Genomic DNA, 12,463 nt, shown 5'->3' on the forward strand with positions numbered 1-12,463 from the left:
AGCGGTGGTGTGCATAATCCGGCGGGCAAAATCCGGCATGAAAAACAGATAGAAATGCGTAATGAGGTCGGCCAGATTTTCCGTGGCCAGAATGATGTTGGTGGCAATGCGCCCATTGGCTGGTGCCTGCGCCTGCGAAAGCCCTGCCAGCGCGGTGGCCGCCGCGCGCGATTGCGAAACCGAGCATATGCCGCAGATACGCGGGGCGATGGCCAGCGCATCCATTGGTGCACGGCCTTCGAGAATACGCTCGATACCCCGGAACAAGGTCGCGTTGACGCGCGCCTCGTGCACGCGGTCTCCCGCGATGTCGAGCAGCACTTCAAGGTCGCCTTCAATGCGGTTGAATGGCCCGGCAATGCGCCGTACGGGCGGGGTATCGGACATGCTCTTTCCTGTCTTGCGCCCTAGCGCCGCAGCGGGCGGCTGGTGGGCGGCACGACAATATGGTCCTGTGTTGCGTTGCGCGCCAGCCGCTCAGGCGTTGCCGCCCGCGCAAGCGAGGACAGCGCTACATACCAGGCCTTGGGCATGTCGGTGGGCAGCCCCACGGGAATACCTGCGATTTTGGGCGTGGTTTCAAACGGGTGCCCCGGCTCCTCAAACTCGGGGGCGGTGCAGTTGATGCAGGCATAGCCGCCGCGCGTGCAGGAGCCGCCGCCGTTCCATAGCCGGGTGTTGCAGTCTCCATGCGCCTGCGTGCCGATGCAGCCCATGTTTTCCATCAGGCAGCCAAGGTCGGAGGGGTGGCGCGCGCTGGCCTTGTATTCGTAAAACTCGTTGCGGGTGCAGCCATGATGCACAAGGGTATCGGCATAAAAGCGCGGGCGGCCCAGCGGGTCGAGGTCCTGCGCGCCAAGCTGGTCACGCGCCAGCAGGGCCAGCGTGCCGGTTACCCAGTCAGGGTGGGTGGGGCAGCCTGCGATGTTGATGACAGGCAGGCCCGTGCGGTCACGAAAATCTGCGCCAAGTGCGCCACCGGGGTAGCGGCCATCATATTGGAGCCCGCAGGCATCCAGAATATTGGGCGAGGCCGAGGTAATGCCTCCATAGGCCGCGCAGCTTCCTACCGCCACAACATGGCGCGCCATAGCCGCGAGGGCGCGCACCCATGTCAGCATGGGCTGGCCCGTGCCACCCATGACATGAAAGCGCCCGGTGCCTTCGGGGCCGCGCAGCAATGCGCCCTCCACACACAGGCGTCCAGCTCCGTTTTGCCCGCCAGTATGGACTCAAGCAGGGCCTGCACATCCTCGCCCGACTGTTCGGACAAGCTGGGGTGCCACAGGAAGGAAACCCCCGCCCCCCGCAATGCTCCGAGCAGGCCGGGTGATTCAGCGCAGAGCAGTGACATGGTGCACCCCCCGCAGCCACCGGACTGGAGCCACAGAACCTGAAATGTCATGGCGTGTTCTCCCCCGGTGCAGGCACGGGCAGGGTTATGGTCAGGCACGCGCCCTGTCCCGGTTGGGATTGCGCGCGCAGCGTGCCGCCATGTTCATGCACGGTGCGGTAGCAGATGGCCAGCCCCAGCCCCGTGCCCTTGCCTACGGGCTTGGTGGTAAAGAACGGATCGAAAATCCGTGGGGCGACATCATCGCTAAAGCCCGGCCCGTTATCGGCAACATCCAGCACCACCTGCCCACCCTGCTGGTATGCGGTCATGCGCAGATGCGGCGCGGGTGTTGTGTCCATGGCGTCAACCGCGTTCTGGACAAGGTTCATGATAACTTGCTGGAACTGGCCGGAATGGCCCTCTACCTCAAGGGGGGTGGCAATATCGAGCGTGGTGGCAATGTCGCGCCCGCAGGTGGACAGCACCCAGTTTACCGCCTTGCGCGCGATCTGCCCGAGGTCGAATGTTGCATCATGCGTGCGCCGCTCGGAGGAAAAACGCCGCAGGTCCGCAACAATGTCGCGCACGCGCTCAGCCCCTTCCGTAATGCCTGCAAGGCTGCCGTCCAGTTCGTCCAGAACGGCATCTATGTTCTGCTCGCGCCGGAGGGTGGCAAGCTGTTCGGGCGAATGGCCTGCATGCAGGGCGGACAGGTAGGTTTCTATCCGCTTTGTAAAGCGCCGCAGGGTTAGCGCATTGCCATAGACAAACGAAATCGGGTTGTTCAGCTCATGCGCGACCCCGGCGACCAGCCGCCCCAGCGAGGCCATTTTTTCCGCATGGATAAGCTGGGTCTGGGCTTCTTGCAGGCTTTTATGGGCGCGGTCGAGTTCATCATAGGCGCGGCGTAGTTCCCCCAGCGGGCGGGCTGCCAGAACCATGCCGGATACGCGGTGGTGGCTGTCACGCAGGATAGCGCTGTTAACGGAAAATGGCTGCTCTCCGTTGGGAGTTTTTATGACAATGCCCTGATCCTCAAGCCGCTGGCGGTCTGTCAGCCTGCGTGAGAGCGTTTCGATACTGATAGGCGAGTCCGGGGCGATCAGGGCTGCAAGCGGCTGGCCTATCAGGGTATCGCCCCCGGCCAGTGTTTCCTGTGCGGCGCGGTTGCAGCGCACGATGCGCAGCGTGGTATCGCAGGCGATCAGCAGGTCCGACATGGAATCGAACACACTGGCGATCAGCGTATGGGCTTCCTCCAGCGCGCTGTTTTTCTGTTCCAGCTCCACCTGCTGGCCAACAAGCTGGCTCCATGTTTCATCCATCTTTTCCATGATGGTGAGCCATGTCTCGCGGTCTTCTTCCACGGGCTTGCTGTGTTGGGGCGTCCTGTCGGGGGTCATGGTCGGTGCCTGCTGGTAACGGCCCCGAGTTTACGGGGGCCTGCCGCCACGGGCCAGAAAATTCGGCGTGGCGGCCCGCCTGCTCAGAATGCGTTTTCGCGGTTGAACAGCACGATATAGATGCTCCTGAGGATAATCTTCAGGTCCAGCCCCAGTGTCCAGTGGTTGATGTAGTACAGGTCGTTATCGATACGCTTTTGGGCTGCCGCGCGTGAGGTAATCTCGCCCCGGTAGCCCCGCACCTGTGCAAGCCCCGTCATGCCGGGGCGTACCCTGTGGCGGGCGGAATAGCAGTCCACCGCCTTTTCATACAGTTCATCATCCACACGCATGGCGGTGGCGTGGGCGCGTGGGCCAACAACTGACATCTCGCCGCGCAGGACGTTAAAGAACTGCGGCAGTTCATCCAGACTGAAATTGCGCAGGTAGCGGCCAATACGCGTGACCCGGGGGTCGTTACGAACGGTTCTGTCCGCGCCGGTGGCATCGCCTTTTTCGACATACATGGTGCGGAATTTCAGCACCTTTATAACCTTGTCGTTGAACCCGTAGCGGTTCTGTACGAAAAACACCGGCCCACGACTGTCAAGTTTGATCAGGATGGCAATCAGGATATAGAGCGGCAGCAGGGCGGCAATGAAAAACAGCGCCAGAATCTTGTCTTCCGCCCATTTTACCCAGTAACGCCCGCCCGAGAGCAGTACTTTGCTGATGGGGATCAGGCACAGGCCCAGATCGTCATCCTGAAGAATGCCGCTGGAAAAACCGGGCGGAAAAATATCGGCCGCCAGATAGATATCGACCGGCAGCACGATAACCTTGTGCAGGATATCGCGCAGCCTTTCGCGGCGGGCGTCGAATATGGCAATCACGATCATGTCCGGCAGTTCCTGCCGACACAGGGTGATCATGTCATCCACCGAGCCTTTTACGGGCACGCAGTGCTGCATGTTCTGGCTTTGCAGGCGCTTCCAGCGATCGTCGAAAATACCGATCACCTCATAGCGGTCAGGCATCTGCAACAGCTTGCTGGCTACCAGATCGCCGTCAGGCCGCGCCCCCCAGAACGATAACCTTTCGTCTGTGGCTATATCTTGCTCTGTTTTTAAATGGCACTGGAGGATCCTTTCCGTCCATGCGCGTTCAGGGTGTTAGCCACGGTGCAGGGAATCCTTGATGACCGCTCTCAGGAACCCCAGCGCAGAACAGGCATAACGTCCGACCAGGCGCCTAGGCTCCAGCACGATACGCCATAGCCACTCCAGATTGAAGCGCTCCACCAGTCCGGGGGGTGTGGGTACGCAGCCAAAGGCGATCAGCAGCCCTTGCCCGATGCACAGCGCCCAGCAGGGCGGCAGGAGCGCGCGGTACTGGTCTACGAATATTTCGCTCCGTGGTGCGCCCACCCCCATGAACAGCAGGGTGGTGCCGTGCTGGGCGATCTGCCGGGCTAGTGCGTCCATATCCGCCGGGCGTTTGTCAAAGCCCATGGCGGGCACGGCGCATTCAAGCCGGTCGGCCAGACCGTGCTGCGCCGCCCAGTCCTGTGCGATGCGTACCGTCTCTGCACTATCCAGCACCATAAACAGCCGGTGCTGAGCCAGCAGAGCAGGCTGGGCTACCAGCTTGGCGGCGATACCCCGGCCTGTAACCCGCCCATGCGCGGGTTTGCCGCGCCATTTTGCGTAGTAATACAGCGGAAAGCCGTCGCAGGTCAGCAGGGTCGCGTGCTGGCAGGCGTGCAGCAGGGCCGGGTTGTGGGGCAGCAGGCTGATATGCTGGATGTTGGGGGTAATGATCAGGCCCACGCCCTGTGCCGGTGTGCGCACGGTATGCGCCACCATGGAGGCGACCGCCTGCTCCGACAGCACAGAGAAATCCAGTCCGAACATCGGAAATGTGGCCGGGTTATACTCAGTGGCAGGCTGTGACATGTGTCGCTCTCATCGGATCTGTGCGGGCGGCATAAGGCACAGGAACAGGTCCGTTGCCGGTTGGTTATGCTTTACGTTTGGCATATCCTGAGATGAAATGATATTTCCTCTCGCAAGAATTCTGCCCCGCATAAAAATTTAATCCTTGCGCCGGAGGGCCTGCCCTTACCAGGTCAGCACATGACTGCCCCAATGGGTAGCCCAGTGGTAGGAGTTGTGGAACAGGTTCTGCAGCATGGGTTCGGCTGGCAGCATGTAGCCGTGGAAAATCAGCGCCACACAGGCTGGAACCACCAGAAAATACCGTGTGGCCATAACCGGCACGGGTAGGAGCGAACGTGCAAGCCATAGCGCGCCCGCAGTGCCCAGCACGGTGCCGCAGAGAATTTCCGCCTGTGTGTGGGCATGTAGCCGCAGGCGCGTATAGCCAATGACCGCCGCAATCACGAGTGGGGGCAGTAAAGCGCGGCTCCATTGCCATTCCCGCTGGCGCGAATGCAGCACAATGGCAAGCAGGCTGCCATAAACAGCTGTGCTGGCGACAACATGACCGCTGATACTGAAGGGGCGCTCCGCAAAGCCGAACATCTCTCCCCAGTACAGCCCCAGCAGCTTGAGCAGCACAAGGCAGCCCAGAATTGCAGCAATACCGGCACACCAGACTCGTCCGCCCCGCTGCCAGCCCATGGCGTAGAACATGACGGTCACGACAAGGAAAAGCGGCAGGATGACAGCCTCATCTCCGAAATCTGTCATAAATTCCATGGATGATCCCACAAAAGCCACGCACGCCACACCACAGGGCCGCTCAGGCGCAGGAAAAAGGCCCGCCCACCCTGTTTTTGGGTCTGTTAGTGTATATGGGCTTGAGTTCGCTTGATAACCCCATAAAGCCGAATAGTATAGCCAGTCTATGGGCTTGCCATTGCCCGGACTGTGGTTGCGCCGTATGGCAGTGTGGTTTCGGCTGGAATGAATTCAGGAGCACTGCTGTTTTGCACCGCGCTCAATGACACTGCTTCGCCTGCTGGCACGCCTGCCATTGCTGGCTCTTCTTTGCAGTGCTGCGTGCACCGACAAGTGGGTTGCGCCTCAGGCGGCAAAGCACAGCACTATCGCGGCATGGGTGGATACACCCAAAACGCCTTACAAGATCGAACCGGGGGATGATCTCTCGGTTGTCATGCCTTTCAACCCGGAACTTAATTACGAGGCGGTGGTGGACCCCAAGGGCGGGCTGACCATGCCATTGGTCGGCACCATTCAGGCCGGGGGGCTGACGGTGGATGAAGCCGGGCGCGACATCAACCGGGCGCTGGCGCTCAAGGGCATTACTGATGATGCCTATGCCTCTGTCAGTATCCGCACCTATGCCGGGCGCATTTATGTGGTGGGCAGGTGAAAAAACCGGGTGCCGTGCCCATGCAGAGCGACATGGATGTATTGCAGGCCATTACCGCCGCAGGCGGGCTGATGGATACCGCCCGTACCGGAGAGGTGGTGGTGATCCGCCGCAGCCCCGATGGACGGCCTATGCTGCGCTCGGTCAACCTGACAGCCCTTATCCGCCGGGCCGACCCCCAGCAGTCGGTGGCGCTCCAGCCTTCCGATACCATTTTTGTGCCTGAAACATCGTCGGTCGAGGCCGACCAGTGGGTCGATCGCTATATCACCCGCATTGTGCCGTTTAACCAGAGCATCAACTACAATGTCGGCTCCGGGGGTTTTTTCCGTTAGTCATGACTGTTCAACATGACGCCTCAGCCCCTTCTTCCGGCAGAGTGACACAGGTTTTCTCTGCCGCCAGCTATTTCTCCACCGCGCCGGTCCGGCTGAAAATCATGCTCTGCCTGTTGGCCGTGCTGCCTTTGTTTGGCGAAACCTTCCATTACATCGCCAATCTGCGTCCGTTATGGATGCTGTCCAAGGCGTTCCCCGTTCTGTCGCTGCCGCTGGTGTTCGCGCTGACATCCTATCCGCGTTTTCCCATGACACGGCAGATCCTGATCTGTTTCACATGGCTGGTGCTTTCACCTAGCATCGCGTCGATCTTCTATTTCGACGAAGGGTTTTTCACGGGGGTTACGGCGCAGGTCAAACTGCTGCCCATGCTCTATTTCTTTTCCTTTCTGGGGCTGCTTGTCACTCTGCGGCCAAGTCTGAAGGAAATCAGGCGCAGTTTTCTGATACTGGGTCTGCTGACTGTTGGCACGCTCATCCTGCTTTGGGCCATTGTTCCCAATAGATGGTATAATAGCCACTATGTTTTTGGTGCGGCCCCGTTCTTTAGTGCCGATAATCGCGGGCATCGTATCCGTATGCAGATGTTCTTTCCCGTGGTGCTGCTGTTCTACCTGTACCGCCGGGCATTTTTTGAAAAAAGCCTTTTCTGTCTGGCAGGTGTGGCTGTGACCTTTGCGGTTACGTTGCTGATCGTCAAAGCCCGCTCCATGATTATTGGCATTACCATTGTGGCCATGGTCAACACCATTTTCTGGTCACGGCCCCTCGTGCGGGTGGCGCTGGCGCTCAGCGCGCCCTTTGGTTTTGTTGCCATGTTTTCCACCGGGTATCTTGCCACCACGTTCAATACCAGCCGGGATACGGGCTTTGATGTTCGCTACATAACGGCGGAAAAAGCCAGTAATTTTCTGGGCGATTCGCCCCTACGCTGGATTTTTGGCGTGGGCACGCTCAGCCCCACCAGCAAGGATACGCTGGTGGCCTATTTCCACCATTTCTTCTTTCTGGCGGATATTACGTGGCTGGGTATTGTCTTTGAATATGGGCTTATCGGCGCGCTAATTTTCATTCTGTTCGAACTGCGTGGCATGCTGTTTTATGCCAAGCTTAGAACCTGCGTGCATGATGATTTTCTCGATAGCCTGTTCGATTATCTTGGCTATGTTCTGGTTATTTCGTTTTTCTACCCGCCAACGCTGGCTCCGGGCGAGACGGCGGTTATTCTGGCGATTTTTGCCTATACGTGGCGCGCTGGCGGTTTCGACCGTTCTGCCCCTGCGGTGTATGATCACGGCAGGCGGAGGCGGCTTGAACACGCAGGAGAGGCTCTGCCCACAGCCTTGGGCAACAACTTGCCGGGTCGCCCGTCGGGCACCACAGCAGGGGACGTATAACCGGCCAAGGGTGTTTGTTCAGGGGGCAGGGTCATCCCTGAATGGCATGCCCCAATCCGGCCGTTGGGGTTTTTTGCCCATTGCCCATTCATAAACCGAGACAATCTGTGCGACTTTCTGCGGCCATGTGAACAGGTGTTCGGCACGGTAGCGTCCATTATCGGACAGCGGCAGCAGGCAGGTCGGGTCCGCTACAATGCCGTGCAGGGCGGCTTTGTAGGCCGCAATATAAGGTGCGCGCTCTTTGAGCGGCACAAGAAACGCGCATTGAGGCGATGCCAGTTCCGCCGGGCCGCCGTAATCCGCAATCACGGGCACAACCCCCATGGTCATGGCTTCAAGCACGACCGCACCACCAAACTCATGAATCGAGGGGAAGGTGAGAATATCAGCACCAACCAGATGCTCGGCCACACGCTGGTGGGGCAGTTCACCGGTAAAAGTAACCGCCGACCCGATTGCAAGCTGCGCCACCAGCTTGCGCAGGCGCTCTTCCTCCGGGCCTGAACCGATAATCGTCAGTGTCATGCGGCCTTCGCGTAGAAGCTCCGCAGCGGCTTCCAGCAGAATGTCGCAGGCCTTGTAGGGAACAAGCCGCCCGAGAAAGACCGCGCGGATCGGCCTGTTTGCGTAATCCTGCGCAGTGCGCTTGGGGGATGGGGGAAAACGCTGTGGGTCTATGGCGTTTTCGGGAATGTAGATGGTCTTGTTTTTCCAGCGCTTGGGAATTTCCCGGTAAGCACTCTCACCCCCCGCAATAATGGCGGAGGCCGCATCGCGCGTGGCCCGGTAACCCGGTACGCAGCGAAAGAGTGAGCGGAAATAGGACAGCCACTCCCCTTCCTGTTTGCGCAGGTCAGGGAATTCCTTGGGCCATGCCAGCCCGCCATTGAGCGGGCCGAGCACGAAGGGAATACCAAGCTTGCGGCACCACTGCGCAAAAGGGCTGGGTACGGTGGGGCTGACAGGCGTGATCCGGTGTACCAGATCGAACTGGTGCATACGCGGCTTGAGCCGCCGCCAGGCGATCCGCTCAAACAGCAGATAGGAGGGAATGCTCAGCCCCATCAGAATAGCCCAGCCCTTGTTAGGGCCGCTGATCAGGTGAACCAGCCGTTCCATGGGTTTGAAAAGAAACTCGGTGTCGATGGCGGTGTAGTCCCGGCCTTCCTTCAGGCCATGACGCTCAAGGGCTGCGCGGTTACGCACGCGCGTGACCAGATGCACATCCGCCACACGGGACAGGGCCTCGTAATACGACCAGCCAATCAGCGGGGCGCTGAACCATTCAGGATTGCAGGATTCTGCCAGAACCAGAATTTTCATGCGTTGCGCTGTGCTGCCGTCTTGCGTCGAGGTGCCCGCCGGGGACGCAGTCATACATACCTGCCATGTCATGTTTAAATAAACGTCCAGTGTACTGGAAGGGTTCCCCGGACTCAATCGGGCAGGTTTGCCGTGCCGTCTATATTATTTCGCTTTTCACACATATCGGTCAGCCTGTCGCATATGGCCGAATTGCCATGCGGGCTACAGATACCTTCTGGCCGGACTTTCGAAATATTGAGATAGCCATAGAACTTGTTCTGGGGGTCCACCACACGCGGCGGGCTTGAGGCAAACGGATCACAGGCCGAATAGGCCCCATGCGCCTGACGGTAGACATAAAGATGGCTGTAATCGGAATAGCTGTTTTCCCACCCGAGGGGGGAATACTTGTTCCACACCGAATCCGTTTCATAGGGGTCGCAGTTCACGCAGCCCAGAAACTCCCTGAACAGCGGCCCACCATAGATAACGAGTTTCTGCCGGGTAATGGCTTCCTGCGCCTGCAAGGTGTCCGGCATCAGGCTGGGAGCCAGCAGTGCAAGGCACAGCCCCGCCCATAGGGTGTAGCGGGTTGTGTGCCGGGGCGGCGTAAGGGGGGCGGTCATGCGTGCTCCGCCTTTCATGCCTGCGTTACAGGAAGCGGTAGATAAAGGCGGGGATATAGCTTTTGCGGTGTGTCAGAACCACGCCCACAATCCACCCACCGGCTTCCTGTATCTGTTCCTTCAGACCCAGCACCACGGGCTTGCGTGTTTTCTCCGCCCGCACGGCCAGAATGGTGGCATCGGCAAGGCGGGCGTTTTCCACACCGATAAAGGAGCGGCTGACGGGCGGTGCGTGCACCACCACATAGTCATGCCGTGCGCGCAGGGTATCGAACAGGGTGGTGGTTTCGTGGGGGGTGAGTGTCAGCGTGCCTTCACGCGGGCGTGCCACCATGATGTCGTGTCCTGCTACGGGCAGGAATTCGAGCAGCTTCAGCGCGTCTTCTTCCGGGGCGGGGGTGTCGGAGCGGCTTTCGCCATCACCGAACAGCCATGGCAGTTCGCCATTGTCGTTCGGTATGCCGTACAGAGGCGGGGCATCGGGGGTGGAGGCCATGTCCAGCACCAGAATGGGGCGCGAGGAGCGGCGCTCAAGCTCCGCCGCCAGCCCCTGCACGATTTCCAGCAGGCCTTCATTGTCGTTGAAGGAGACCATCATCACCAGTTTGGTCAGCGCATCGGAGCTGGTGTCGATGGCGGTAATGGTGCGGCCGTACAGAATGCGCGACGGGTAGGTGCCGGGCAGCTTGGTGGCCTCGGGTTTTTTCCGACGCAGCCCCAGCCACCGCCGCTGGCGTTTTGCACGCGGTGTCACCGGCGCGCTCAGCACGGGCAGAGCAATGACACGCTCGACCTGTTCGGGGCTGAGAAAGGTCTCGCGCAGGCTGACCAGAACCAGAATGGTGAGGGCGGGCAGCACAATCCCCGCGACAATGCTTGCCGCGATAAACATGCTTAGCGGGTTGATGGGCTGGGCAGGCGGGAAGGGAGCCTGAATGACACGCACGTTGGTGCTGCTGGCGGAATCAGCCTGAATACGGTCGATACTGGCCAGTTCCACCTGCCGGGAGAGGCTGCGCAGGCTTTCGGTCAGGATATTGCGGTCAGTCTGCATCTGGCTGAGTTCATTGGCAGCGCCAATCAGCGATTGCAGTCCGGCATCGGCCAGTTTGAGCTGGTCTTCCAGCTCCTTCTGCCGCGCGATCTCGCCCTTGATGTTGGAACTGACAACCGAAAGCCGGTCCTGCACCGTATCGTAATAGGCGTTATGGCCGTAGCGTTCGACGCCGATCAGCTTTTCTTTCTGCTGCGAAATGGCAACGTGCAGCGCCTTGATCTGGCGGTCGATCTGTTTGACGAAGGGCGATGTCTTCATGTAGCGCGAGGCCAGATCGGCCCGGCGGGCTTCAAGCTGGAGCTGCGAGAGCTGCATGGTGTCGAGCGTGCGTGCGGCCTCGCCATTGTCGCTGAACAGCAGGATGGTGGCGGGCACGTCTTTGGCCGAAGTCAGGAGCGAGGCGAGCGAGCTGCGATCCTGCGCCAGTGCTCCGTTATTTTCGAGCTTGCGCTGGCGGATCAGGCCCTGAAGCGCCACGGCATGGGCAATCTGGTCTTCAATGCTGACAATGCCGTATTTGGTCTGGAATGCGACCATGTTGGCGTTGAGCTTGTCGAGCTGGGAGCGCACCACATCGCGCCGCTCGGCCAGAGAGGACACCCGGCCGGATGTGAAAATGGCTGCGCGTTCCAGAAAATACTCAGCCAGAATGCGGTTGAGCATGTCGGCTGCGCGCTTGGGGTTTGTATCGGTGTAGAAAAGACTGATCGTGCTGGCCAGATCATCCTGCTGCAGATGAAAGTGTTTTTCGAAGGCCAGCAGTTCATCACTCATCTGCTTGCGGGTCGCGTTCGGGCCCAGCAGCGTCTTGAGCACGGCACGGTGCAGTTCCGAGCTGTTGAGAATCTGCGCTTCGATACTGACAAGCTGGCCTTCCACCGGCTGGCTGGTGGTGCCGTCGTTCACGCTGGACTGGTTGTAATATCCCGCCAGCAGTGTCAGCAGCCGTGCTTCAGCCCGGTATTGGGGCTTTTGCATCAGCCCGATAACGGTGCCGATCACGATCGTCCACACAAAGACCATGAAAGCGATCTTGCGGTAGAAAAACAGGGTGTTCAGGTAATCGCGGGTTGTAATGTGGGTATAGACGACGCCTTCCCTGCGGGGCGGCCGTGCTCTGGTGGAAATAACCATAGTTCCTGATTCTAGACCCCTGGAGTGCAGATGCAGCCCGGACACCACGAAAGCCAGAGTTGTGCCGTTCTTTGGAAGGATAGTCCGCCCATCATGTTTCTATCAGCGCGCCTTGCCACACTCAAGAACGTATAACCATGTTAAAATAAAAGAGTTCTGTTACACTCACCAAAGAAGTGTGGCCGGGAACCGGGCCGGGGCATCGGAATGTATCATGGTTCTGACATCCTGCTGCGTATCGGAGCATGCTAGTGTCACGCTCACACGAAATTAAAGGGTGCAGGCAGGGTATTGCGTAACATGGTGTTTCAGGGCTTGAAGAGGGCGGCCGTCCGTTTGGGTGTGGCCGGGGGATGTGCCTGCGGGCTTGCGGTGCCGTATGGCGCTGGCTACGCCCAACCTGCACCTGCACCTGCACCTGCACCTGCACCTGCACCTGCACCTGCACCTGCACCTGCACCTGCACCTGCGACCGTATCGCCCGAATCCGTGGTGGACATAACGGTGGACGGGGCTATCCGCCACCCG

Annotated in this window: 14 protein-coding genes; 4 read left to right on the forward strand and 10 right to left on the reverse strand. The window is 59.6% G+C overall.

Annotated features, from left to right (window positions below; all coding sequences use genetic code 11):
- The 7 genes from JCM25143_RS17915 to JCM25143_RS07995 form a co-directional block, all read right to left on the reverse strand.
- Nucleotides 1-387 (reverse strand): nickel-dependent hydrogenase large subunit (locus JCM25143_RS17915; RefSeq protein ID WP_035370754.1); only part of this gene is annotated, 387 nt, incomplete at its 3' end.
- 20 nt (nt 388-407) lie between these two features.
- Nucleotides 408-1,193 (reverse strand): NADH-quinone oxidoreductase subunit B family protein, encoded by a 786-nt coding sequence (locus JCM25143_RS17920; protein WP_234395118.1) that lies wholly within the window; start codon nt 1,191-1,193, stop codon nt 408-410.
- Nucleotides 1,115-1,405 (reverse strand): hypothetical protein, encoded by a 291-nt coding sequence (locus tag JCM25143_RS23830; protein WP_234395119.1) that lies wholly within the window; start codon nt 1,403-1,405, stop codon nt 1,115-1,117. Before JCM25143_RS23830 ends, JCM25143_RS17920 begins: the two co-directional genes overlap by 79 nt.
- Nucleotides 1,402-2,739, reverse strand: coding sequence for a sensor histidine kinase (locus JCM25143_RS07980; RefSeq protein WP_035370757.1), 1,338 nt, complete (start codon nt 2,737-2,739; stop codon nt 1,402-1,404). Before JCM25143_RS07980 ends, JCM25143_RS23830 begins: the two co-directional genes overlap by 4 nt.
- Before the next feature lie 83 nt (nt 2,740-2,822).
- Entirely contained in the window at nt 2,823-3,863 is a 1,041-nt protein-coding gene (locus tag JCM25143_RS07985; protein ID WP_081773523.1) for an exopolysaccharide biosynthesis polyprenyl glycosylphosphotransferase, read from the reverse strand.
- 27 nt (nt 3,864-3,890) lie between these two features.
- Nucleotides 3,891-4,673 (reverse strand): WecB/TagA/CpsF family glycosyltransferase, encoded by a 783-nt coding sequence (locus tag JCM25143_RS07990; RefSeq protein ID WP_081773524.1) that lies wholly within the window; start codon nt 4,671-4,673, stop codon nt 3,891-3,893.
- A gap of 165 nt (nt 4,674-4,838) precedes the next feature.
- Nucleotides 4,839-5,429, reverse strand: a complete 591-nt coding sequence (locus JCM25143_RS07995; RefSeq protein ID WP_159101616.1) for a phosphatase PAP2 family protein — start codon at nt 5,427-5,429, stop codon at nt 4,839-4,841.
- A 253-nt stretch (nt 5,430-5,682) separates the two neighbouring features.
- Between JCM25143_RS07995 and JCM25143_RS20765 the strand changes: the two genes are divergently transcribed.
- From JCM25143_RS20765 to JCM25143_RS08005, 3 genes are read left to right on the forward strand one after another with little or no spacing between them, the layout of a single operon-like run.
- The gene (locus JCM25143_RS20765; RefSeq protein ID WP_051543073.1) at nt 5,683-6,075 is read left to right on the forward strand and encodes a polysaccharide biosynthesis/export family protein; all 393 of its coding nucleotides are present in this window, start codon (nt 5,683-5,685) and stop codon (nt 6,073-6,075) included.
- Complete coding sequence (locus JCM25143_RS20770) at nt 6,072-6,410, forward strand: polysaccharide biosynthesis/export family protein (RefSeq protein WP_051543076.1); 339 nt, start codon at nt 6,072-6,074, stop codon at nt 6,408-6,410. The genes JCM25143_RS20765 and JCM25143_RS20770 overlap by 4 nt, the downstream gene beginning before the upstream one ends.
- 44 nt (nt 6,411-6,454) lie before the next feature.
- On the forward strand, nt 6,455-7,810 hold the full coding sequence (locus JCM25143_RS08005) for a hypothetical protein (RefSeq protein WP_025860691.1): 1,356 nt from the start codon (nt 6,455-6,457) through the stop codon (nt 7,808-7,810).
- An 18-nt stretch (nt 7,811-7,828) separates the two neighbouring features.
- Here the strand turns inward: JCM25143_RS08005 and JCM25143_RS08010 are convergent, their stop codons facing one another.
- From JCM25143_RS08010 to JCM25143_RS08020, 3 genes are read right to left on the reverse strand one after another with little or no spacing between them, the layout of a single operon-like run.
- Nucleotides 7,829-9,190, reverse strand: a complete 1,362-nt coding sequence (locus JCM25143_RS08010) for a glycosyltransferase family 4 protein (RefSeq protein ID WP_159101617.1) — start codon at nt 9,188-9,190, stop codon at nt 7,829-7,831.
- Between the two features lie 59 nt (nt 9,191-9,249).
- Nucleotides 9,250-9,744 carry a hypothetical protein gene (locus JCM25143_RS08015; RefSeq protein ID WP_148300055.1) on the reverse strand — a complete coding sequence of 165 codons (495 nt, stop codon included), beginning with the start codon at nt 9,742-9,744 and terminating at the stop codon, nt 9,250-9,252.
- A gap of 25 nt (nt 9,745-9,769) precedes the next feature.
- Nucleotides 9,770-11,935, reverse strand: coding sequence for a GumC family protein (locus JCM25143_RS08020; RefSeq protein ID WP_025860694.1), 2,166 nt, complete (start codon nt 11,933-11,935; stop codon nt 9,770-9,772).
- Nucleotides 11,936-12,314: 379 nt separating this feature from the next.
- Here JCM25143_RS08020 and JCM25143_RS24710 point away from each other — a divergent pair, with 379 nt between their 5' ends.
- Complete coding sequence (locus tag JCM25143_RS24710) at nt 12,315-12,437, forward strand: hypothetical protein (RefSeq protein WP_267879927.1); 123 nt, start codon at nt 12,315-12,317, stop codon at nt 12,435-12,437.
- Nucleotides 12,438-12,463: the final 26 nt, after the last annotated feature.

This window comes from Acetobacter papayae JCM 25143 (assembly GCF_000613285.1).
Lineage (GTDB): Bacteria > Pseudomonadota > Alphaproteobacteria > Acetobacterales > Acetobacteraceae > Acetobacter > Acetobacter papayae.